The sequence below is a fragment of the Paenibacillus cellulositrophicus genome (assembly GCF_009363095.1).
Lineage (GTDB): Bacteria > Bacillota > Bacilli > Paenibacillales > Paenibacillaceae > Paenibacillus_AQ > Paenibacillus_AQ favisporus.
In genome coordinates this window covers 2609129-2633053 of record NZ_CP045295.1, presented here as the reverse complement: position 1 = coordinate 2633053, position 23925 = coordinate 2609129, and the positions used below count along the sequence as shown (strand labels likewise).

Below are 23925 nucleotides of genomic sequence, written 5' to 3'. Positions count from 1 at the left end.
CTTGGCTTCTTCGTGTTTGGATAAACGACCAAGACGAGCGACAAAATTTATTATACCCGGGTAATATTGACTTATCTATTTTTACCCGGGTATAATTAGTGAAGAAATCAGAGAAGGAGATACAGGCATGGGAAATGACCTAACGCGATTTTACTGCACGGCATTTTTGGGTGTGAGAGTCGTCGCCAGTGGTTTGCTGCAGCACGTTGTTTCTACGGTAAAGGATACTCTGGATGACAGGGACCTCACACAGCTGCTTATATTTGACGATATCTCGGGGAAGCAAATCGATGTTGATTTTCGCCGGAAGACAGACGACGTGCTCCATCGATTAGGAGAACAGTTCGGTGACTTGCCTCTCGATACGGAAGTGGATCATCAGCCTGCACGGCGGGTCGGCCGACCCAAGCTGGGGGTTGTATCCGGTGAGGTTACGTTATTGCCACGGCATTGGGAATGGCTCAAGAGTCAACCTGGAGGGGCTTCGGTAACATTACGAAAACTCATTGATGAAGCTCGCCATGCTGGAGGAGAACAGAGTAAAAGACGAGAGTCCCAAGAAGCGACTTATCACTTTATGACAGCCATGGCCGGTAACTTTCATCATTACGAGGAAGCGCTGCGGGCACTGTATGCTGGTGATGTGGATCGTTTTTACCACTTTATCGATGACTGGGCACCTGATATCAGAGACCATATCAAAAAATTATCCGCTAATGCATTCCCTGAAGAGAGCTTCTGAATGAAAGCATGCGGATGGAGGAGAACATGATCATGAACACTTTGAAAGTCAATGGCATTGATTTGGCCTATGACAGTTTTGGCAACGAAAATGACGAGGCGATCATCCTAATCGCCGGGCTTGGAACCCAGATGATCCGATGGACGGTTCCGTTTTGCCGGATATTAGCGGCGCGGGGCTTTCGCGTGATCCGCTTTGACAATCGCGACGTTGGTTGCTCGACACACTTTAGCCATTACCAGACGCTGGATTTTGACGCGCTGGCGGCTGCTCTCATGTCGGGACAGCGGCCGGACATCCCTTACACTCTCGACGACATGGCCAACGATGCTATCGGACTGCTCGACGCCCTTTCCATTGACCGGGCACATTTCGTTGGCAGGTCGATGGGCGGAATGATTGCCCAGATTGCAGCCAGTGAGTACCCTGACCGGGTTTTATCCCTCACTTCCATCATGTCCAGTTCCGGTAATCCTGCCCTTCCGCCAACTTCCCCGGATGTCATGGCGATGATGACTAGGCCGGCGCCGAACCCCTTCGAGGATGAACCAGGATTTTTGGCGCACAGCCTCTCTTTTGCCAAACGCATTGCCGGTACTGGCTATCCGTTTGAAGAGGACGCTTATCGGGCGCTTATTCTGGAGGAAGTCCAGCGAGCCTACGATCCAGGCAGTATCGGACGACAAATTGCTGCGATCGCTGTCTCTGGTGACCGTCGTCCACGGCTGGCAACGATCAAAGTACCCGCACTTGTCATTCATGGGGCGGACGATCCCATGTTCGTGCCAGCGTGTGGCGAGGACACAGCTTCTGCCATCCCGGGCGCCGAGCTCATGTTGGTTGACGGCATGGGACACGACTTGCCGCATCAACAGTACGAAGCAATCGCTGATGGCATAGAGCGGACGGCTCGCCGCAATTGACACGCGTTTCTGAAGAGCAATCAACCGGAGTCCGCGATGCCCAGAGGGCTGAGCAGGCTCAGGGGCGCAATGCTGATCACAAGAGATAGACCGTAAACCTTTGTAAAGGGCGGTCTATTTCTTTTTCATGCAAATTTGATCCACCAAAGGCAAAGCTGTTAGCATAATATCAAGGGAACAGGGAAACGTCATGTTTTTCCTTTTATTGTCTACACTAAGCATAACGGTACGCCGCCAGCTTAAAAAATCCTATACATCACCATCTTTCCTTGAAGGGGGACCTCTGTTTTGGATGCGCAGTTTCTAGATTTATTGGCACAGCAATATGATACCGAAGAAAAAGTGATCACCGAGATCATCAACCTTGAAGCGATCTCCAACCTCCCCAAGGGAACCGAGCATTTTGTCAGTGATTTGCATGGAGAGTTCCAGGCTTTTCAGCATGTGCTCAGAAACGGTTCGGGTACCGTCAAAGAGAAGATCAAAGATTTGTTCCGTGAGGAATGGACGGATCAAGAAATCAGTGATTTTGCGGCATTGGTCTATTATCCGGAAGAAAAAATACAGCTGGTTAAAGGAGACCTGTGCAATAAACAAGCCTTGAACCGGTGGTATCGACAAACGATTGAACACATGCTTAAGCTCATTTCTTATGCTTCTTCCAAATACACGCGTTCGAAATTGCGTAAAGCTCTGCCGGAGCGGTTTGTATATATTGTCGAAGAGCTTCTATACAAAACGGATTTGACCCACAATAAGGATCCTTATTATGAGGAAATATACCGGCAAATTATCTCCTTGGGGCAGGCGGACAAGCTCATTATCGGCCTTGCTTATACGACCCAGCGCCTGGTGGTTGACCATCTTCATGTGGTCGGAGATATTTATGACCGCGGGCCGGAACCGGATAAAATTATGGACACCCTGATCAACTACCATTCCGTAGACATCCAGTGGGGGAACCATGATGCCCTGTGGATCGGCGCCTATTCGGGTTCCTTGGTCTGCCTTGCGAATATTATCCGGATCTGCGCCAGATACGACAATCTGGACATCATCGAAGACGTATACGGAATCAACCTTCGCCCACTGCTGAACTTGGCGGAGAAGTACTATGATGACAATCCGGCCTTCAGACCGAAGCTGCAAGCGGACCACAACGTATCGGAGCCGGAAATCGTGCAGATTACCAAAATTCATCAAGCCATTGCCATGATCCAGTTTAAGCTTGAAATCCCGATTATCAAGAGACGCCCTTACTTTAATATGTCTGAAAGGCTTTTGCTGGAGAAGATCGATTACGACAACAATGAAATCAACATTGGCGGAAAAACTTACCCGCTGGAAAACACCTGTTTCGCAACCGTAAACCCGGAGCAGCCTGAACAATTGTTAGAGGAAGAGCAGCAGGTGCTGGAGAAGCTGCTGTTCTCCGTTCAGCATTCCGAAAAGCTGGCCAGACATATGAATTTTCTGATGAAAAAGGGCAGCCTTTATTTAAAATACAACGGGAATTTGTTAATCCACGGCTGCATTCCTTTGGACGAAGAAGGAAATATGGAAGAAATGCAGATTGAAGACCAACTGTATTCGGGGCGTCAGCTGCTCGACGTTTTTGAATATTATTTACGTCACGCCTTTGCGCATCCGGAAGAGACGGACGATCTGGCTACGGATATGGTATGGTACATCTGGACAGGGGAATGTTCCTCGCTCTTTGGAAAAAGAGAAATGACCACCTTTGAACGCTACTTTATCCAAGATAAAGAAACCCATAAGGAGAGAAAGAACCCTTATTACCATTTGCGTGAACAGGAGGAGATCTGCCGGAAAATCCTGCTGGATTTCGGACTGAATCCGGATCATGGACATATCATTAACGGGCACACGCCGGTTAGAGAAATTCGTGGGGAGAACCCGGTTAAAGCGGGAGGGAAAATGGTCGTCATCGACGGCGGTTTTTCCAAAGCTTATCAGTCTACAACCGGCATTGCGGGATATACCTTGCTGTATAATTCTTTTGGCATGCAGCTTGTCGCCCATCAGAAATTCAATTCCAGAGAAGATGTGTTATGTAACGGGACGGACGTATTGTCTGTAAAAAGACTGGTGGACAAAGAACTGGAGCGGAAGCTGGTGAGGGAAACCAATGTCGGGGAGAAGCTGCAGCAGAAAATATCCAATTTGAAGAATCTCCTGGAATATCGTTATATGAAATGAAGCAACTGCGAAATGGAACCATGGCTATAGGTAAAAGGAGCCGCCCGAGGGCGGCTTTTTTATTTTTAAAAATGTTTTGCCTCCTGCTGTACCCTGACATAATGCTGTCAAGGTGGGTGGTCTAATATTAGTAATGTAAGCAAGACAAACGCCAACCCATTTGAGGAGGAAAATGAAATGACTACAGTTAACCCGAATTGTTCCGAGGTAAGTGAAGCGATCCATCCTTTCCATATCGCCGTGCCACAGGATGATCTTGATGATCTTCGGTATCGTCTGTCCCGGACGCGGTGGCCTGAAGCGATGAACGGGGCCGGCTGGAAATACGGCATTTCACTTGACTACATCAAAGAGTTGGCGTCCTACTGGCAGAATGAGTATGATTGGCGGAAATACGAGGCGCAATTGAACGAGTATCCGCAATTTACAACGACAATCGACGGAGCCCAGATCCATTTCATGCATGTTCGCTCGCCGGAACCAGATGCATTCCCATTGCTGCTTACTCACGCCTGGCCCAGCTCGATTGTCGAATTTCTGGAATTGATCGGTCCGCTTAGCGATCCGCGCAGCCACGGCGGCGATCCGGCGAACGCATTCCATCTCGTCATCCCTTCCGTTCCAGGATTCGGTTTCTCGGGTCCGGCGCTCGGCTCCGGCTGGAATATTGCCCGCATTGCAAAGGCGTGGGATACGTTAATGAAGCGTTTGGGATACACAGAGTACGGATCACACGGCAGCGACTGCGGTGCACTTGTGTCCAGAGAGCTTGGTATACAAAAGCCGGAAGGCCTGCGCGGCATCCATGTGCTGCAGTTATTTTCCTTCCCTTCTGGAGATCCTGCCGAGATGGAGGGTTTATCGGAAGATGATCAGAAGCGGCTTCAATTTCTGGCGAATTTTCATGAACGGGCGGGCTTCAATTCGATCCAATCCACCCGGCCGCAGACTCTATCCTATGGGCTTGCGGATTCGCCGGCAGGTCAGCTCTCGTGGATAGCCGAGTTATTTAACGGATTCGGCGATCATGTGGATTTTATTGACAGGGATGCACTCCTGACGAATGTCACGCTGTACTGGCTGACCAATACGGCGGAATCATCCGCCCGGTTATATTACGAGAACGCGCATCAGCAGCAGGAGCCGCAAGGACCGAATTCGACTCCGACAGGAGTGGCGGTGTTCGGAGATGATTTCCAATCGATAAGACGGTTTGCCGAACGTGACAATACCAATATTGTGCAGTGGTCGGAGTTTGAGCGCGGCACCCACTTTGCCGCTATGGATGCGCCGGATCTTCTGATTCCTGACATCCGGTCATTCTTCAGCAGATACCGCTGATATCAGGGATATGGGAAAAAGCCAAGAGGGTGATATTCACCTTCTTGGCTTTTTCATCAAACGCCATTCAGCTGCTCGGCAAACAGCTTTGGGCTGCTCCGGGTAGCCGTATGGAAAAGAATCCAGATAAACAATATACTGTATAGGATGAACTAAAGAAATGAATGTCATAGATCTATATCCCTATAACTGTTTTTTATTGAGGTGAATATCAAATGGAAGAAATCGATGACTCCAAACAAATTGTATTACAAATCGGCGGTGCCTTGAAAAAGTACAGAAAAGAAAAAAACATGAGCTTGGACGACTTAGCGGAGTTAACGGGCGTCAGCAAACTTACTCTGGGGAATATCGAACGTGGCGAGACAAATCCAACTTTGGGGATGATATGGAAAATTTCAAAAGGCATATCTTTACCGCTATTGGCTTTGTTCAAATCAGAAGAACCTGTTAGTTTGTATCGAGCTGGGGAAGGACTGCGATTTTCTAATGGTCAAAAAAATTGGATCATTGAACCTGTCTTTAAAAGCAACGATATTGAAATGTGTCGGGCATACTTACAGCCAAATAGCTCGTATTACCCTGAAGGTCATCATGTGAATACAACGGAAATTGCGACAGTCATGACGGGTTCCATTGAAATACAAGTCAACGGAGAGATTTACACATTGAATCAATACGATACGATGAGTTTTCGTGCAGATTATGCTCATTCTTATACGAATCCTACGGATAGTGAAACCGTACTCCATATATCCTTAAAGTATGGTCTTTAAAAGTCGAAATTCCACTTATTAAATACAACTCCGAATTCCATGATGGGATTCAGAGTTGTATTTTTGTTTTTAGACGAGATATGGTTTACTATAAAATACTTCTTGTTAAAAATAGTATACTATAATATACTTTTGTTGTTCGCGCGAATATTATTGCATCGTTTTTTCATTTTTTTCAATTGATAGGAAACAAATCATAGGCATGAATTCAGGAAGGAGAATTGAAGAATGCCGAAACAAAATATAAAAGCCGTACCATCCTCTATAGGGCTGATCATTCTCGGCATTATTGTTATTGCAGCTAATTTACGTACTCCCTTAACCTCTGTCGGTCCTTTAGTGAGTCTCATAAGGGATGACGTTCATATTTCAAATACATTAGCGGGCCTGATCACAACGGTACCCTTGCTTGCGTTTGCTTTATTATCTCCTCTAGTACCGAAATTAGGACGAAAATATGGGGTTGAACGGATCATTTTGATGGCCCTCATCTTCCTGACAGTTGGTATTGTCATACGTTCTTTGTCTGGCGCAGTTGATCTGTTTATTGGAACAGCCATTCTTGGATTCGCCATTGCCGTATGTAATGTATTATTGCCAAGTATCATCAAAAGGGATTTCCCGAATAAAATTGGCTCCATGACAGGTGTTTACTCCATTTCAATGAGTTTATGTGGAGCAATCGCATCGGGAATCAGTGTACCGGTAGCCGTGAACGCAGGTCTAAAATGGCAGGGAGCCTTGGGAATATGGGGGATGCTAAGCTTTGTTTCGGTCCTCTGTTGGTTACCCCAATTAAGAAATCAAACGAAGCAAACGGCCACGACGAGTCAACAGTTGGCCGGCAACGAGGTGAATGTTTGGAGATCCCCGCTTGCCTGGCAAGTAACCTTGTTTATGGGGATACAGTCCATGGTTTTCTATGTGTTGATCGCATGGTTGCCTGAAATTTTAAAGCAGCAAGGCATTGACTCCAGCCAATCCGGATGGTACCTCTCGATCATGCAGTTGGCTATGCTTCCATTTACCTTTATTGTCCCCGTTATTGCTGGGCGCATGTCTAGCCAACGTTTGTTAGTAGTCATCACAACCATTTTGCTTTTGACGGGAACGCTTGGGATCCTTTACGGTAGCTCCGATATCATTCTGTTGTGGATCATCTTACTCGGAATCGGTGGAGGCTTCGCCTTTAGTTTGTCCATGATGTTTTTCGGGTTACGTACTGAAAATGCGCATCAGGCAGCGGAACTGTCCGGCATGGCACAATCGATCGGATATCTGCTTGCCGCAATCGGTCCTGCCCTTATCGGATACCTGCATGATGCGACAAATAGTTGGAACCTGCCGCTTTTCATTCTGCTTGGCGCTTCGGTCTTACTCTTTCTAGTCGGTTTAGGCGCAGCCAAAAACCGTTATGTCGGTAGCCGAAATCGTTACGAGCTGCCACGGAAAGGATGATTGGAATGTTTGATAAAATTATGGTGGCGATTGATCAAGCTGAAATAACGAACAAGCTCCTTGATGCAGCCGTTGAAATAGCCCGAAACAAAAAAACGCAAGTTACCTTGGTTCATGTCAGCCAGGAATATGTGTCGAATGGCATGACCTATGTACCAGAGAATTTCTTGGAAGACATATTGAACGAAATGGAGAAAGCGGGTTTGGAACAGCTGCAGCAAGCCAAATCTAAATTGAAATCTGCGGGGATTAACGCGGAGACCGTTCATCTTAAAGGTGATCCTGCACATGAGATATTAAATTATGCAAGGGATACCGAGCAGCAGCTTATTATTATCGGAAGCCGTGGTCTAAGGGGCATCAAAGAAATGATGCTTGGAAGTGTCAGCCACAAGGTTTCACAGCTATCCAATTGTCCAGTTCTCATTATGCATTAGCTCAATTGAAGATGCAGGGAAGAAACGTAGCTTTTATGAAGCCATTGGATATGGAACAACGGTTAATGTCATCTGTCAGCAGGGGATATGGGAAAAAGCCAAGAGGGTGAAGATTACCTTCTTGGCTTTTTTGGTGTCGTCATGAGGCTGATCGGGCGATTCTATCAAAAATATTATGGTTGGATTCCAGGCAAGTAGATTGTTAGATTCGTTGCCTAAACCTATAATGGAGAGTGACATAGAAGGAATAAAATAACAGATGGATAGATGAATAGAAAAACAAGGAGAGGTCTATGTGTACCATGTGAAAAAAATATGGAGGTTATTTCTGTGTTTGATCATTATAGCGGGGGCGCTTCCTTTAACAACAATCAATGAAGCGTCCGCCAGTGATGAAGCAGCCGCTGTCCAGTCGGCGGGGAGCGTGAACACGCCAGCCAGCGACGAAGCGGTTAGTTTGGCCGAATCCCCCTCTCAGGGAACGATCGAATCTGACACGGCACCGCTAACGGCAACCGTTGTGGTGGACGATGATAAGCTGGGTATTGGACAGTCTACAACGGTAACGATCAAATTCTCGAGAGCGGTGACCGGATTCACGATTGCTGATCTAAAGGTGGGTAACGGCACATTAGGTCCCTTAACCTCTTCAGATGACGGCATCACCTGGGTGGCGACGCTGGTTCCGATTCCGAACAGCCAAGCCAAGGATAATGTCATAACGCTCGACTTAACGGGTGTAAAAGATGCTGCAGGCAATCCGGGAACGGGAACAATCGCCTCCAACCCCTATGAGTTGGATCCAGAGCGCCCAACGGCTGTGGTTATGACGGACAAGGATAAGCTGGGCATCGGTCAGACATCAACGGTAACGATCAAATTCTCGGAAGCGGTGACCGGTTTCGATCTAGCCGACATGACTCCGCAAAACGGCACTTTAAGTGACCTAAGCACTTCAGACAACATCACGTACACGGCGACCCTGACGCCTACAGCGGGTCTCAACGTCAAAAGCAATGTCATAACGCTCGCCTTAGAGGGTGTAATAGATGTCGCAGGCAACCTTGGAACGGGAACAATCGCCTCCAACCCCTATGAGTTGGATTCAGAGCGGCCAACAGCCACGATTGCGATTGCCAATTCCAAACTGATGGCCGGCCAGACTACAACCGTGACGTTTACGTTCTCGGAAGCGGTAGCGGGTTTCGACCTATATGACCTGACGGTGGCTAACGGCACATTAAGTAACCTCAGTTTGAGTAACGGGGGCGAGACGTGGGCGGCGACACTGACGCCGGCCTCGGGTATACAGGATAACACCAATATTATCACGCTTGATTATACAGGAGTGGCGGATCTCGCCGGCAATGTAGGTGAAGGAACGATCAATTCCGCCAACTACGAGATTGATACTGTACGCCCAACAGCCACCATTGTGGTTGCCGACAATGAGCTAAAGACAGGCGAAACTTCACTTGTGACCATCACTTTCTCGGAGGCGGTGTCAGACTTTAACTTATCCAGCCTTACGGCGAGTAACGGGACACTAAGTAATCTCACTTCGATCGACGGGGGAACGACTTGGAACGTTACGCTGACGCCTAAAGCCAACGTCAATACGGCTGACAATTTCATAACGCTCGACAACAGCAGGGTGCATAATGCGGCCGGAAATTCAGTAGGGGAGGGAGTGACAAAATCAAACCCCTATACTGTCGATACGGTGCTGCCATCTGCGGCATTGAGCCATTTAACCATATCGAGCGGCACATTAAGCCCTGCTTTTGTACCCGAAACGACAAGCTATACCGCCAATGTTCCTTATGCTGTATCCAGCATAAAGGTAAACGCGACAATGAAGGATAACAGCGCCACGATGACCGTGAACGGAAGTCCGGTAGCCAGCGGGCAACCAAGTCAGGATATTTCATTAAACGTAGGTGTAAACTCCATTACGGTGGTTGTAATAGCTGAGGATCATTCGACTAAGACCTACACGATCTCCGTTACACGTGCTAATCGCGAGACAAATGAGGGCGGGAGCCGCGACAATGGTGGCAGTAGCAGCGTCAGTAGTGGTGGAAGTGTAAGCAGCGGCTGTTCAACCACACCGGTAATCCCGAGCGATAACAAAATAATCTCTACGGATGGTCAATTAACCCTTCCTCCAGGTAAAGCCGGAGAGGTTCGATTAGGAGATGCCATCACGATTTCTGTTCCAGCATGTGCGACAAAGCAAGAGCTGAAATTAGCGGTCCAAAAAGTAACGGACACTCATCAATTTATAACTCATCATGAAGTTTTCCTTAGCCCGGTATTTGAGCTTTCAAAAAATGTACCAGCATACTTCGATAAACCGGTAACACTAACTTTTGCATTTGACCCGGCAAGCTTGAAAAGCAATCAAACGGCGGCTGTTTTTTATTATGATGAAGCGAAGAAAATTTGGATCATGGTTCCGGCCGGCAGGGTACAGGAAAACCGCATTGCTGTCACTGTCGATCACCTCACAAAGTTTGCAGTACTTGCCATAGATCAGGTAACTAGGTTAACCGTCATCAGCAACCCGGCGGAATTTGGCGATATCTCCGGACACTGGGCGGAAGCCAGCATCAAGCAGGCGGCAAGCACCGGAATCGTCACCGGTTATCCGGACGGCACGTTTAAACCGGGCAAGACGGTCACCCGCGCAGAGTTCGCGGTAATGCTCGTAAAAACGCTGGGCCTCAAAAAGACAGGAGCTGGGCTGACCTTTATCGATTCAGCCAGTATCGGTGCTTGGGCACAAAATGCGGTCGCACAAGTGGTGCAGCTAGGTATGATGAAAGGATACGAAAACGGTACTTTCCGTCCCAACGAAGAAATCACACGCGCTGAGATAGCCGTCACCATTACCAATGCTGTGGGTCAGATTAGCAAGGGCACTCCGGAAGCAGGCTTCGCGGATGACAGCGAAATTCCGGATTGGGCCAAGGGCAGCGCTGCGTTTCTGAAACAAAACGGGATTATGCTTGGGAAAGACCGCAACCGGTTCGCTCCCCAAGAAGCTGCTACAAGAGCTGAGGCTGTGACGGTCCTGCTGAATATGTTCGTACTTCGAGGGTAGATGAAATTTTAATCCTATGAACGATTGATGTCATGAAGAAGGCTTCCGGCATAAACGCTGGGGGCCTTTTCTTGTGACGATTTGAAAAATGACTTTCTATCAGAAGGTATCATGCTAAAAGTTTGTAAAAGTTACCCGAAGAGGAGCCGGTCGATACCCAGGTATTTACGCCTGATTGTCGTCCGGCTTTTTCTCGTTATTTAGTGGGAAATTAATTTCAACATAGGAAAAAAGGGTGCGGGAAGAAAGTCGTATACCACAAAAACGGTTTAACTCTGATTCGATCCTAAGAAAAGGGATATTCCACAGATGGTGGAGACTGGAAAAAGCGTATCATTTCGGGGCAGGCGAGAATTTGTACGTTTGGAAAGAGGAGTAGGTGAGCATGAGTTTCGAGTTTTTTCGACGACTAGGCATGATTCCTCATTTTCGGGAAACCGCATTGACTGATTAAAAGCGCATTCATATACTTGAGCCTAAATTTGGATTTGTTAGTTATTTTAACAAAGTAAGGTGGTGGATGACATCGTGATCGGTAGGGGGAAAACCGGGAACGCCAAATTCGTCAAGCAGATGAACCGGGAAGGTATATTGCATCAGCTCCGGCAGGAGCCCCGCTTGTCACGAGCCGAACTGGCAGTAAAAACGAAGCTTAGCCGTCCTTGTGTCTCGGCATTGGTGGAAGAGATGATTCATGAAGGGCTCATTCGTGAGGTGGGTACAGGAGAATCCAGAGGGGGGCGCAGGCCGATCCTGTTGGAATACAATGTGCAGGCGTATGCGGTCGTAGGCGCCGTGTTTGAAGGCAGCGAGCTTGAAATGGCGGTAGCCGATATGAAGGGCGAGCTGATCGCCCAAATGCATACGCGTTTGAAGCAGCCGGTGGATGGGGAATCCGCGCTCCAGGCGCTCGAGGAGACGCTGGCGCGTCTGCTGGATATGAGCGGGACGGACCGGGGCCGGGTGATCGGAATCGGCGTTGGGCTTCCGGGCATTACGCAGCGCCGAAGCGGCACCGTCAGCCATGCTCCAAGCACGGGCTGGATGGACCTCCCTGTAGGCAGAGAGATTGAAGAGCGCCTTCAGCTGCCGGTGGTGCTCGATAATGACGTCAACATGATGACGCAGGGAGAATTTTTTGGCGGGGCCGGGTCAGGTGTATCCAGCCTGGTGTATATGTACGTCGGAACCGGGATCGGCGCCGGCATTATCCTTGACAAGCAACTGTACCGCGGAAGCAAGGAGGCCTCCGGAGAAATCGGGTATATGCGGATCGGTGACTCGCCGGGAAGACGCAAAGGCGAATTCGGCGTGTTCGAGAAAAATTTCTCGGTGAACGGCATACACGGTAAAGCGAAGGCACTTGGGCTTGAGGTCGACGCGGAGACGAGCATTCTCCGGCAGTTAATCCAGCTGAGCGAGGAAGGCAGCTCACAGGCGGAGGGACTGCTGAATGACGTGTATCACGGATGGGCTTCGGGAATCGCCAATACGGTCAGCGTGCTCGATCCCGAGATGTTGGTCTTGAGCGGCGAGATGGTCCATTTGAACGAGGACGGACTGAACCGGATCCGCGAGCTGCTGCTGGATTGGGTACCGGTGATGCCGGAAATCCGTTTGGCGGCGCTGCGAGAGCGCGCGGGGCTCATGGGTGCGGTGCACAGCGTGCTTGAAGCGCATTCGTACGCATCCAGGTAGTTAACATTTCGAATTATAAATTAGCTCAACATCCTAATTTAGTACTTAATCATGAGCAGAGTAGCGGAGGGGCCGGAATCGATCTGGAGAAGCGGCAGCGGTCGCCTTTGTGACCGAATTTCTACCTTGCTGGGAAGGTGAATCAAGAAATTTGGGAACAACAGCGATCGGAAGAACGATCCGGAACCGCAGCGGCCACCCTGCACGATACTAAGAACTAATTTCAATGTTGAGCCTAAAATTAGGGGGATTAACAATGGCAAAGAAATGGTTCAAGCTCAGCATGATGTCCATCGCTCTGACAATGACGGTCGGTCTGACCGCTTGCGGCGGCGGAGACAAGCAACAGGCTGCCTCCGGTGAAGCGGGCGGGGACAAGGGATCACAGAAGCTCGTCATCTACACCGCCCGCGACAAAAACGTCGTCGAGCAGATTCTGCCGAAGTTTGAGGAGCTGAACCCGGATATCGACGTCGAAGTGATGACGATGGGCGCCCAGCAGATTATGGAGCGGGTGCGGGGCGAGAAGGCCAACCCGCAGGCTGACTTCTGGTGGGGCGGCACGCAGTCCTCTTTTATCACGGCGGCGAATGAAGGGCTGCTGGAATCGTATAAGCCGAGCTATGCGGACAGCATTCCGGCTGAATACAAAGACGAGCAGGACCGCTGGTACGGGGAGATGCTGCTGCCCGAGGTCATCATGTACAACTCCGAGGCGGTGAAGAAAGAGGATGCCCCGAAGGATTGGGATGATTTGCTCGATCCGAAATGGAAGGATCAAATTCTAATCCGCGGCGTCATGGCGTCAGGCACGATGAGAACGATCTATGATGCCATGATATACCGCCAAGATCCCGCGAATCCGGAAAAAGGCTACGAGTGGCTGAAAAAGCTCGATGCCAACACGAAAGAGTATACGCAGGACCCGACCCAATTGTATTTGAAGCTGGCCCGTCAGGAAGGAAAGCTGTCGCTGTGGAACCTGCAGGACATTCTGATCCAGAAGGAGCTGCAGAAGCAGCCTTTTGACTACATCTATCCTACCAGCGGTGCACCGATTTTGGTGGATGGTGTCGGCATTATCAAGGGTGCCAAAAACCTGGACGCGGCGAAGAAGTTCTTTGATTTTATTTTTGATGAAGGCCAGCTTAAGGAAAAGGCGGACAAGCTGTTCCAGATTCCAACCCGGACCGATATCGATAAAAGCCAGTTCCCGGACTGGTACAAAAACCTCGATACCAAGCCGCTGGACCTGGATTGGACAGTCCTTGCGGATAAAGAGAAGGAATGGATGCAGTATTGGGATGAGAATATCAAAGGCAAGGGCGGCAAATAACGGAAATGCAGTTTTCAGGGTGAACAAGGGGGCTGGGATGGGAGACCACCCGCCCGGGCCTGCCCGCAGTATTCGGATTGGTGGAGAACGAGAATCTGAAACAATCGACGCTTGAGGTCGTCATACTGTGCTTCATGCCGACTACGTGCGGCTTGATGAGCAAACTTCTGTATCGAAATAAGTTGAATTTAAAAATACGATGCAGGCAAGGGAGTAAAATGATTCCGAAGAAGCGGAGCGGTCGCATTTGGCTTTCGGATTTCCACCTTAAGGGTCCCAATACAACCAAGAAATCCGAAAACAAGAGCGATCATAGGAACAGTTTACGTACTTGCCCTCATCATCCATTTCAGCAGTTCAACTTATTAGCTACTAGCAAGACTTACATCTGAACGTGAATGACTTGAAGGAGGACGAATGATGATCGGAGTCACGCTGGACCGCGTCAGCAAAACATTCGGTGGGGCCAAGGGTGTGGAGGAAGTTGACGTACATATCAATCCAGGCGAGTTTTTTACCTTTCTGGGTCCGAGCGGCTGCGGCAAAACGACCACTTTGCGCATGATCGCCGGTTTCTATTACCCCAGCGACGGACGAATCTTGTTCGGTGAGCATAATGTCACCCACATGCCGCCCAATAAGCGCAACACGGGCATGGTATTTCAAAATTACGCTTTATTTCCGCACATGACCGTGTTCGAGAATATTGCTTTCGGTCTTCAAGTCCGGAAACAAGGAAAGGCTGAAATTAACGAGAAGGTCACGCGCGCTCAAAAGCTGGTGCATCTCGATGGCTATGGCCAGCGCCGCATCGATCAATTGTCCGGCGGGCAGCAGCAGCGGGTTGCGCTCGCTCGTGCATTGGTGATCGAGCCGAATATTCTCCTGCTCGATGAGCCCTTGTCCAACCTCGATGCCAAGCTGCGGGAAGAGACAAGGCAGGAAATCAAACGGCTTCAGCTGGAGCTGGGCATTACTACGATTTACGTTACGCATGATCAATCGGAAGCGATGTCCATGTCGGACCGGATCATGGTCATGAAAGATGGCGTCGTGCAGCAGATCGGTACGCCGCATGAAATTTACAACCGCCCGGTCAACCGTTTCGTCGCTTCGTTTATCGGGGAGTCCAATCTGTGGGAAGGCACGGTGGAGCGGCTGGAAGGCGGGATGGTAGACGTTCGGCTTGCACCGGATTTGCGGCTGACCGGCCTCGCCAAAAACGCCTCGCCCGAATGCAAGCTGGCGGTGGGACAGAAGGTTACATTGTCGGTACGCCCGGAGGCGGTCCGGGAGGCCGCCGCGTCCGAACGGGGTGAGGCCAATACGATGGCCGTGAAGGTGCTGCTATCGGAATTCACCGGGATCAGTGTAAATTATATTGCTCAGGCCGGCCCGCTGTCCGTGAAGGCGATGTTTGTCGGGCAGGGGCACCGGATGAGGGAGCGGGACGAGGAAGTGTTGTTTAACGTGGCGCCGGACAGCATTTATTTTTTGGAATAGGGGGTGACCCGAAGCGATGAACAAACCTCAGCCTCAATTGGCACCGCCGTCTATTCGCCCAAGCAGCCGCTGGAATTCGCTGACGAGATCGCCGCATTTTGTATATGTGCTGATTGCGCCGTTATTTCTTATTCTTGTGGCATATGTCATCTATCCATTCTTCCAGACGTTCCGGCAGAGCCTGCAGTTAGACGGCGGCTTTTCGCTCCAAAACTACTCCCGTTTCTTCAGTCTGGAACATACGGCGAATCTGGAGGCCCTGTGGACGAGCGTATACATTTCGGTACTCAGCGTGATCACCTGCGGCATCGTGGGGGTGGCCATGGCATTCTTGCTCGAAAGGTACGAGTTTCCTGGGCGCAAGCTCTTGTCGGTGCTTGTCCTCGTGCCGATGGCGCTGCCGCCACTGATCGGGGTGTTATCTTTTGAATTTTTGTACGGTTCCAGCGGGATTATTCCGCGGGGGCTGCAGCATCTGCTTCATCTGGACAAGCCGCCTTTTACCCTAAAAGGGATTTGGGGCGTACTGGTGGTCCATACGTTTACGATGTACACCTATTTTTATATGACGGCGTCTTCGGCAATCAAGGGGCTTGATCCGTCACTTGAGGAAGCCGCAGCAAATCTGGGGGCGAACCGGTTCACCATCTGGCGGCGGGTGATTCTGCCCATGCTGACGCCGGCCATCGTTGCGGCATCGCTGCTCGTTTTTATGATCTCGATGGCGTCGTATACCGCGCCGCTGATTTTCGGCATTGAACGGACGATGACGATGCAGATTTATCTGTCGCGTACCAACGGCGACTTGGATATGGCGGCGACGCAATCGACGCTGCTGTCCGTCGTGTCCATTCTGTTTCTCATTCTGATGCGTTGGTACCAAGGCGCGCGGAACTACCAGAACATGAGCAAAGGCGTCAGCGTTCACCGGACCGAGGTGAAAAGCAAAGCAGGCAGAAACACCGCGATGGTGCTCTCTTTTCTGGGGGTGCTCGTGCTGATGCTGCCGATTCTCGTGATCGTGCTGCTTGCTTTCTCCGAAGACGGAAAGTGGACGACCCAAGTGCTGCCGCCGTCTTATACGCTGGACCATTTTAAGGATCTCTTCACCGACAGCAAAACATGGCGTCCCATCGCCAACAGCTTCAAAATCAGCATCGCGGCGACGATCGGCAACTTGCTGTTTGGCGTCGCAGCTGCCTATGCCATCGTGCGCATGAACTTTAAAGGGAAAACGCTGCTCGACATTCTGATCATGCTGCCCTGGGCGCTTCCGGGCACGGTCGTGGCCGTGAACCTCATTACGGCGTTCAGCGAGCCCAATGCGTTTTCCTTCGGACAGGTATTGATCGGGAGCTTCTGGATTTTGCCGCTGGCTTATTTCGTCCGGCATCTGCCGCTGATTTTCCGCTCGACCTCGTCCACGCTGATGCAAACCGACCGTTCGGTGGAGGAAGCGGCGCGAAATTTGGGAGCGTCCTGGTGGTACACCTTCCGCCGCGTCGTGTTTCCGATGGCGCTGAGCGGCATCCTGGCTGGCACGCTGCTTGCGCTTGTGGAAGGCATCGGCGAGTTCGTCGCCTCGATTCTGCTGTATACCAACAAGACGACACCGATCTCGGTCGAGATTTTTCAGCGGATGTACGCCTTTGAATTCGGAACCGCCTGCGCGTACGGCGTGCTGCAGATTGTGATGATTATTCTCGTGCTTTACGTTTCCCGGAGGCTGACCGGCGGCAATGCCGGCTCCGCGATTTGACGATCCATTTTCCTGAACCTGAAGCGGTAAAAGAACACCCTTTTTTCATTACGCGGCGACCTGTCCAATACAAGCCGATTGCGATAATGATACAGGCAGGCAGCGGCATTTGCCGATGCAAGCCAACACTCACGCTTGAAGGAGGAGAAGTAACTTGAGTCAACGTGAACTGAGTAAGAAACGCAGGGCGAAACAATGGATGGCGGCATCGATGAGCCTGGTGATGGCAGGAACGCTGGCTTTTCAAGCCGGTCCTGGAAAGGCATCTGCTGACAGGGGGGTGGTCGATTTATGGAAAGCTATCAAGCCCCTCACCACCATTGCCAGCGCGATGAATACGGGGGCTCACCCGGATGATGAGCATAGTGCGACACTCGCGTATCTTTCGCTCGGACTCGGCGTGGATACATACAGTGTCATCGCCAACCGCGGAGAAGGCGGGCAGAACGAAATCGGCAGCGAGCTGGGCAACGCCCTCGGAATCATCCGCACACGGGAGCTTCAGGAAGCATCGAAGATTACGAATGTGACGCTGGCGAACCTGAGCCAGAAGCTGGACGATCCGATCTATGACTTCGGATTCTCCAAAAGTCCGGACGAAACGTTGGAAAAATGGGGCGAGGACGTCGCTTATGAACGGCTGATCCGCCAAATCCGGGAGAAATGTCCGGATGTGCTGATTCCGGCGTTCCTGAACGAACCTTCGACGCACGGGCATCATCGCGCGATCAACGTGCTGACCGTACGTGCCTTCAAGGATGCGGGCAATCCGCAGATTTTCCCGGAGCAGCTGAAGGAAGGGCTGCAGCCTTGGCAGCCGAAGAAGCTCTATGTACCAGGAACGGAGAAGGCATACGATGTCTCTTTGCCGGTCAACGAATATAATGAGCTGTACGGCGCTTCTTATGCCCAGCTCGGAGAAGAATCCCGCTATATGCATAAGAGCCAGGGCATGGGCCGGCAAGTGGACGAAGGCCAAGGAACGGCCTATTACACACTGCAGGCGTCGGCGGACGGCAAGAAGGCGGACGATAAGCCGGGAACGTCGTTGTTCGGCGGGATCGCCTTTACGTTTGACGATCTGGCCAAAGAAATAGACGCCAAAGGAAAAGACAACAAAGTCGCCAAGCAGCTGAACACGCTGCAAAAGGACGCCAACGAAGTCATTGCGGCTTATCCCGCATTTGCGGAAGTCGCCCGCGAAGTTCACGAAATGAAAGCGGACGTTCAAACCGCCGTGGAGCTTGTGAAGTCATCATCTTTAGATTCATCGGCGAAAAATGATCTGCTGCACCGCTTGGAAGTGAAGGAAAGACAGCTCAATAAAGCCAGCCAGGAGGCGACTTCCGTCGTCGTCAAGGTGAAGCCGGAGACCGGAGAGCTTATTCCAGGGCAAACGACGAAGGTGACGGTAACAGCCTTTAACGGCGGAGATGTGAATGTCGGCAAGGTCAGCCTGAAGCTGAATGTTCCCGAAGGCTGGAATGCGAAAGCGTCAGGAGCGGCGACCTTCGCCAAGCTGGACAAAAACAAGACGGTCCAAACCGAATTTGAGGTCACCGTGCCGAAACAGGTGGAGGACTTCAATCCTTATGCGCTTCCGTTGATTTCCGCGGATATCGGGTATGAGGCGTTCGGAACGGCGGCAACGCTGCATGCGGTTCCGGATAATGCGGTAGCCGTGCTGCCGCCGGTTGCGCTGTCCCTAAGTCCGGAAGCGGCGGTTCTGAATACGCTGAAACCGGGAGACACTGTACCGGTCAAGGTGACCGCGACGAATTATGCGCCAGGCGCGGAGAAGACGAAAGTTTCGCTGAAAACGCCGGAGGGCTGGACAGTGGAGCCCGCGGTGCAGGAATTGAGCTTCGCGGCCAAATACGAAACCAAGACGGCTGAGTTTACCGTCAAGGCGCCGGAGGGCGTGAAGGCGGGAAGCTACAGCTTGTCTGCTGTATCGAGCGATGGAACGCTGGACAGCAGCAGAACGGTGCAGGTCATTCAGTATCCGCATATCGGCAAAACCTATTACGTTAAGCCGGCCAACCTGGCCATTCAAGCATTCGATCTGAAGGTGCCGGAGGGATTGAAGGTCGGCTATGTGTCCAGCGGCTTTGATAACATCGATCAGGTGCTGCGCCAGGTGGGCATCAATGTGACGAATCTGGATGCCAAAACGATTCAGTTCGGCGATCTGTCGCAGTACGATACGATTGTGCTCGGCATTCGGGCCTATGCGTTCCGGCCGGAACTGATTCCTAGCAATCAGCGTCTGCTCGATTACGCCAAAAATGGCGGCAACCTGGTGGTCCAGTATCACAAACCGGAAGACAAATGGTCGCCGGACCTCGCTCCGTATCCGATCAAAATCGGCGCGCCGTTGATCGAATGGCGCGTCACGGACGAAAACTCCAAGGTGACGATGCTTGCGCCGGATCATCCGATCTTTAACACGCCGAATAAAATAACATCGGCCGACTGGGAGAACTGGATTCAGGACCGTTCGGCTTACAACCCATCCGAATGGGGCAAGGAGTACACGGAGCTGATCTCGAATGGAGATCCCGGCGAGAAAGAGTTTACGGGCACGTTCCTCACAGCCCCTTACGGCAAAGGGAATTACACGTACAGCTCCATTGTCTGGTACCGCGAAATGCCAAGCCTTGTTCCAGGCTCGATTCGCATGTTCGTGAACATGATCAGCCTGAAGCAGGAAGGGACGGTTTCCACCGGAACCACTCCCCAGAAGTAATGGAGGATTGGGCTTGAATGTAGGATGAATGGTTGAGGATTTAGCTTGAAAGGGGATGGCGCGGAGCGATAGGCTTCGCGCCGGACCCTGGATTTTTCAAACGGATAAAGACTTTGGCTTACGTACATAAAAACAAACTATGGAGGGGAATGGGGCAACATGAGGAATCGGGAACAAATTTTGGAACGGGAAGGCGGACATTTTCCGGGGCGCACTTATACGGAAGCCGTGCTCGAGCCTGCTTTCGATGAAGCGAAGAACAGCTTGCTCGGGGCGATGATGGCGATCAACAAAGCGCATTTGATCATGCTGAAGGAGCAGGGACTTGTAAGCGGGGAAGAAGCCCTTCAAATCGCGTCCGCCATTCGCGGCCTTGACCTGGAGGGGCTGCGCCAAGCGGAATATACGGGACAATTCGAAGACCTGTTCTTTCAGGTTGAGCATGAGCTGCATGCAGCGGCCGGAGACATTGCCGACAATCTGCATCTGGCCCGCAGCCGCAATGATATGGGCATCGCGATTTACCGGATCGTGCTGCGGGAGAAGCTGCTCGTAACGCTTCGCGGAGCCCTTGCACTCAAGAGTCAGCTGCTTTCGTTTGCAGAGGAGCATAAAGGCACCATCATGATCGGATACACGCATACACAGCAGGCACAGCCGACGACGTTGGCCCACTATATTCTGGCAATGGCCGATTCACTGGATCGCGACATCCGCCGGCTGCAGGCGGCTTATGCCAACTGCAACCGAAGCAGCATGGGGGCGGCGGCGCTGACCACATCCGGCTTCGGCATCAGCAGGGAGCGAGTGAAGGATCTGCTGGGCTTCGACGAGCTGATCTGTAACTCCTACGACGCGATTGGCGGTGCCGATTACGTCGGCGAGATGATGACGGCCGTGCAGCTGGCCGCGATTAACCTGGGCAGATCGTCGCAGGACTTCCTGCTGTGGTGCACACAGGAATTCGGCATGCTGCGCGTGGCCGATCCTTACGTGCAGATCAGCTCGATCATGCCGCAGAAGAGAAATCCGGTATCGTTCGAGCATATGCGTGCGCTTCTTTCCAGCTGCGTCGGCAATACCCAGACCGTGCTGACCATGATGCACAACACGCCATTCGGCGATATCGTCGATACTGAAGACGACATGCAGCCTTACGCCTGGAAGGCGCTGAAGGTGCTGGAACGGATGTACCGTCTGCTCTCCTGCGTCATCGGAACTGTGGACGTTAATAAGGAGGTGCTGCGGAAGCGGACCGAGGGCAGCTTTGCCACGGTGACCGAGCTTGCGGATACGCTGGTGCGCTCCGACCGATTGTCGTTCCGCAGCTCCCATCATATCGTAAGCCGTCTCGTGAAGCGTGCCGTCGCCGATGGACTTGCCGCTAACCAAATTACGCTGGAGCTTGTCAATGAGATCGCACTGGAGGTCATCGGCCGCAAGCTCTCGCTGACGGAGGAGCAGCTGCGAATGGCGCTGGATCCGGTTCATTTTGTGAATATCCGTACGCTCCCCGGCGGGCCGGCTCCTTCGGAAATTCAAAGCGTGATCGCGAAGCGGAAAGGGGCCCAGCAGACTCAGGAGCAATGGCTGGACGCAGCCCGCAAACAGGCGGAGGGAGCCTTGAAGAACCTGGATGACATCTTGGCCGGCTGGAGCGGCAGCCGATGAACATCGCAACCATTCCTCTGCTGGCCGTAGACGGCGGGGGGACGAAGTGTCTGGCCGTGTTTGCGGATGCCGAGGGCCGGGTGCTGGCGAGCGGGCGTGCGGGATCATGCAACTACCAGGGAGTAGGGCGCGAAGCCGCGGCGCTTGAGCTTACGCGTGCGATCGAGGAAGCCAAGAGGCAGCTGGCGGATCTGGATGTTCAAGGGAATACGCGGTCTGCGTTTGACGGAGATGCTGCTCCTCTCCCTTCTCAGGCCGAAGATCCTTCACCTGCCGTAACAGTAGAGTCACCGCTGCATGTGACCTGTGCGGTGTTCGGCCTCGCCGGCCTGGATACCGATTACGACCGTCAGGTGATTGAGGAGCTTGTCCATGAAGCGCTTCGAAACACGCAAGTGCAGGCCGACCGCATCATCGTGGAGAATGACGGCGTGGCCGCTCTACTCGGTGCCACAGGCGGCGCCCCCGGCATTCTGGTCATCGCCGGTACCGGCTCGATCGTGTACGGGATCAACGCGAGCGGTGAAAGCGCTCGTGCCGGCGGCTGGGGCCACCGTGTCGGCGATGAAGGCAGCGGCTATTGGATCGGTAAGCAGGCCATCATTGCCGCACTGCGTGGATATGACGGAAGGAGCGGTGCCACGGCGTTAACGGGTAAGCTGCTGCATCATCTGAAGCTGCGCACGGAAGAGGAACTGTTCAACTGGGCCTACTCCGCGGCATACAGCGTGGAGAAAACAGCCGGGCTCAGCAAGCTCGTGAGTGAAGCGGAGCAGGAGGGAGACACGTCTGCACGCATGATTCTCGAGGCTGCTGCCGACGAGTTGTTTCTAGGGGCCCAGGCCGTGATCGAAAGAATCGGATTGGCTGAAGCGGAAGAGCCATTTGCCCTGATTTTGCAGGGAGGCGTGCTGCAGAATATTCCGCTTGTGCGAAGCCGATTGGCGGAACGAATCCGTTCCATCTCGCCTCTGGCCAGCGTTGACGAGGCAAAGATGGAGCCGATTTACGGGGTGATTGCGCAGGGGATGCGGATGCTCTAGGCAGCCGGGGAACGATCTGTCCCCTACCCTTTAATAAAAACCAATGGCATAGCTTGAAGCGCCTTTGCTAATGCAGTAACTGTTAGCATAGAAGGCGCTTTTTTCCCGTTCTCTAGTTCACCGACGCCCCGCTGGCCTCTCTAATAACTCTTACTGAAATCAATACTTTGTCGATCGTCAATAAAAGACTGAAGCCCAGAATAGAGCGTTCAGTCTTTTTTCGTAAATGCTGCGCCCTTGCAGTCCGGCCAACCACGTTAGCCGGGTTAGTCCGTGTGTGCGACGGCACTGATCTCGATCAGCTGCTCGGGAGACGCCAGATATGTTACGCCGATGCAGCTGCCGGCTGGCCTGTGTTGTCCGATGTATTCCTTGAACAGCCGAATGCAATGCTCGAAGTGCTCTTGCGCTTTTGTCAGATAGATCTCAACATAAGCCAGGTTCGACTTGGTGACACCAAATCCCGCCAGTACTCGATCCAGATTTTCCAGCGTCTGCCGGGTCTGTGCCTCGATATCTCCCTCGCCAACAAACGCTCCCTCTGTATCGTGGGAAAATTGCCCCGAGATGTAAATCGTGCCGTTGACGCTATAGCCCTGGGTGATGCCGTGATCCCAAAGATCGTGATTGTAGGTTTTCACTGTAGTCATTTTTTTCTCTCCTTTACTTCAAAGTAAGGCAAGTATAAGATGAGAAAAAATAAAAATATAGTACGCACTTTATTGATAGGTACTATCAGAAAGGGTAGTGCAAATATGAGCATGGCTGAGTATAAAGGCAAAGTTAAAAATGTTCAGGATACACCTTTTGGATACACATTATCCGTTATTGGCGGTAAATGGAAAATGGTGATTATCTACCTCCTGGCAGAAAATCAAACGGTTCGCTTTAATGATTTGAAGAGACAGATCGGGGCTATTACTTTTAAAACATTGAGTTCACAACTTAAAGAATTAGAAGCGGATGGGATGGTGAAACGGAAAGAGTATCCTCAAGTTCCTCCAAAAGTCGAGTACAGTCTTACAGAGAAAGCGGAGACACTCTTACCCGTATTGGAAGGGTTATGCGAGTGGGGAGTAAAAAACCAACCGAAAACATGAGCGGCTTTCAATTAACGGGAAACGTTAGTTCAAAGCCGGCAGTATTGTTATAAATTGGTAAAT

At 51.5% G+C, this 23925-nt stretch carries 17 protein-coding genes; 16 read left to right on the top strand and 1 reads right to left on the bottom strand.

Annotated features, from left to right (window positions below):
• Positions 1 to 127 precede the first annotated feature (127 nt).
• From GCU45_RS11855 to GCU45_RS11785, 15 genes are all read left to right on the top strand, one after another.
• Entirely contained in the window at positions 128 to 742 is a 615-nt protein-coding gene (locus tag GCU45_RS11855; RefSeq protein ID WP_152399087.1) for a DUF2239 family protein, read from the top strand.
• A gap of 32 nt (positions 743 to 774) precedes the next feature.
• On the top strand, positions 775 to 1665 hold the full coding sequence (locus GCU45_RS11850) for an alpha/beta fold hydrolase (RefSeq protein WP_152399086.1): 891 nt from the start codon (positions 775 to 777) through the stop codon (positions 1663 to 1665).
• A gap of 288 nt (positions 1666 to 1953) precedes the next feature.
• The gene (locus GCU45_RS11845) at positions 1954 to 3885 is read left to right on the top strand and encodes a fructose-1,6-bisphosphatase (RefSeq protein ID WP_152399085.1); all 1932 of its coding nucleotides are present in this window, start codon (positions 1954 to 1956) and stop codon (positions 3883 to 3885) included.
• Between the two features lie 177 nt (positions 3886 to 4062).
• The gene (locus GCU45_RS11840; RefSeq protein ID WP_152399084.1) at positions 4063 to 5226 is read left to right on the top strand and encodes an epoxide hydrolase family protein; all 1164 of its coding nucleotides are present in this window, start codon (positions 4063 to 4065) and stop codon (positions 5224 to 5226) included.
• A gap of 215 nt (positions 5227 to 5441) precedes the next feature.
• Positions 5442 to 6002 carry a helix-turn-helix domain-containing protein gene (locus GCU45_RS11835; protein WP_152399083.1) on the top strand — a complete coding sequence of 187 codons (561 nt, stop codon included), beginning with the start codon at positions 5442 to 5444 and terminating at the stop codon, positions 6000 to 6002.
• A 228-nt stretch (positions 6003 to 6230) separates the two neighbouring features.
• Positions 6231 to 7460 (top strand): CynX/NimT family MFS transporter, encoded by a 1230-nt coding sequence (locus GCU45_RS11830; protein WP_152399082.1) that lies wholly within the window; start codon positions 6231 to 6233, stop codon positions 7458 to 7460.
• A gap of 5 nt (positions 7461 to 7465) precedes the next feature.
• Positions 7466 to 7897, top strand: coding sequence for a universal stress protein (locus GCU45_RS11825; RefSeq protein WP_152399081.1), 432 nt, complete (start codon positions 7466 to 7468; stop codon positions 7895 to 7897).
• Between the two features lie 334 nt (positions 7898 to 8231).
• Positions 8232 to 11003 (top strand): Ig-like domain-containing protein, encoded by a 2772-nt coding sequence (locus GCU45_RS11820; RefSeq protein WP_152399080.1) that lies wholly within the window; start codon positions 8232 to 8234, stop codon positions 11001 to 11003.
• A 528-nt stretch (positions 11004 to 11531) separates the two neighbouring features.
• A complete protein-coding gene (locus tag GCU45_RS11815) occupies positions 11532 to 12701 on the top strand; it encodes an ROK family transcriptional regulator (protein ID WP_152399079.1) in 1170 nt (389 codons plus the stop codon).
• Positions 12702 to 12957: 256 nt separating this feature from the next.
• On the top strand, positions 12958 to 14037 hold the full coding sequence (locus GCU45_RS11810) for an extracellular solute-binding protein (protein WP_152399078.1): 1080 nt from the start codon (positions 12958 to 12960) through the stop codon (positions 14035 to 14037).
• A gap of 420 nt (positions 14038 to 14457) precedes the next feature.
• Entirely contained in the window at positions 14458 to 15540 is a 1083-nt protein-coding gene (locus GCU45_RS11805) for an ABC transporter ATP-binding protein (protein ID WP_152402998.1), read from the top strand.
• Positions 15541 to 15556: 16 nt separating this feature from the next.
• On the top strand, positions 15557 to 17299 hold the full coding sequence (locus GCU45_RS11800; protein ID WP_152399077.1) for an ABC transporter permease: 1743 nt from the start codon (positions 15557 to 15559) through the stop codon (positions 17297 to 17299).
• A 169-nt stretch (positions 17300 to 17468) separates the two neighbouring features.
• Positions 17469 to 20048, top strand: coding sequence for an NEW3 domain-containing protein (locus tag GCU45_RS11795; RefSeq protein ID WP_425281291.1), 2580 nt, complete (start codon positions 17469 to 17471; stop codon positions 20046 to 20048).
• A 159-nt stretch (positions 20049 to 20207) separates the two neighbouring features.
• The gene (argH, locus tag GCU45_RS11790) at positions 20208 to 21719 is read left to right on the top strand and encodes an argininosuccinate lyase (RefSeq protein ID WP_152399076.1); all 1512 of its coding nucleotides are present in this window, start codon (positions 20208 to 20210) and stop codon (positions 21717 to 21719) included.
• Positions 21716 to 22762, top strand: a complete 1047-nt coding sequence (locus tag GCU45_RS11785; protein ID WP_152399075.1) for an N-acetylglucosamine kinase — start codon at positions 21716 to 21718, stop codon at positions 22760 to 22762. Before argH ends, GCU45_RS11785 begins: the two co-directional genes overlap by 4 nt.
• 266 nt (positions 22763 to 23028) lie before the next feature.
• Here GCU45_RS11785 and GCU45_RS11780 read toward each other — a convergent pair whose 3' ends face one another.
• Positions 23029 to 23412, bottom strand: a complete 384-nt coding sequence (locus tag GCU45_RS11780) for a RidA family protein (protein ID WP_152399074.1) — start codon at positions 23410 to 23412, stop codon at positions 23029 to 23031.
• A 105-nt stretch (positions 23413 to 23517) separates the two neighbouring features.
• On the opposite strand from GCU45_RS11780, the gene GCU45_RS11775 reads away from it, so the two are divergent.
• The gene (locus GCU45_RS11775) at positions 23518 to 23862 is read left to right on the top strand and encodes a winged helix-turn-helix transcriptional regulator (RefSeq protein WP_105444161.1); all 345 of its coding nucleotides are present in this window, start codon (positions 23518 to 23520) and stop codon (positions 23860 to 23862) included.
• The last annotated feature ends 63 nt before the right edge of the window (positions 23863 to 23925 follow it).

Coding starts and splice junctions, on each gene's coding strand:
- GCU45_RS11855 (WP_152399087.1), top strand. CDS start 128: ATGGGAAATGACCTAACGCGATTTTACTGCACGGCATTTTTGGGTGTG.
- GCU45_RS11850 (WP_152399086.1), top strand. CDS start 775: ATGAACACTTTGAAAGTCAATGGCATTGATTTGGCCTATGACAGTTTT.
- GCU45_RS11805 (WP_152402998.1), top strand. CDS start 14,458: ATGATCGGAGTCACGCTGGACCGCGTCAGCAAAACATTCGGTGGGGCC.
- argH (WP_152399076.1), top strand. CDS start 20,208: ATGAGGAATCGGGAACAAATTTTGGAACGGGAAGGCGGACATTTTCCG.
- GCU45_RS11800 (WP_152399077.1), top strand. CDS start 15,557: ATGAACAAACCTCAGCCTCAATTGGCACCGCCGTCTATTCGCCCAAGC.
- GCU45_RS11810 (WP_152399078.1), top strand. CDS start 12,958: ATGGCAAAGAAATGGTTCAAGCTCAGCATGATGTCCATCGCTCTGACA.
- GCU45_RS11835 (WP_152399083.1), top strand. CDS start 5,442: ATGGAAGAAATCGATGACTCCAAACAAATTGTATTACAAATCGGCGGT.
- GCU45_RS11840 (WP_152399084.1), top strand. CDS start 4,063: ATGACTACAGTTAACCCGAATTGTTCCGAGGTAAGTGAAGCGATCCAT.
- GCU45_RS11830 (WP_152399082.1), top strand. CDS start 6,231: ATGCCGAAACAAAATATAAAAGCCGTACCATCCTCTATAGGGCTGATC.
- GCU45_RS11785 (WP_152399075.1), top strand. CDS start 21,716: ATGAACATCGCAACCATTCCTCTGCTGGCCGTAGACGGCGGGGGGACG.
- GCU45_RS11825 (WP_152399081.1), top strand. CDS start 7,466: ATGTTTGATAAAATTATGGTGGCGATTGATCAAGCTGAAATAACGAAC.
- GCU45_RS11775 (WP_105444161.1), top strand. CDS start 23,518: ATGAGCATGGCTGAGTATAAAGGCAAAGTTAAAAATGTTCAGGATACA.
- GCU45_RS11780 (WP_152399074.1), bottom strand. CDS start 23,412: ATGACTACAGTGAAAACCTACAATCACGATCTTTGGGATCACGGCATC.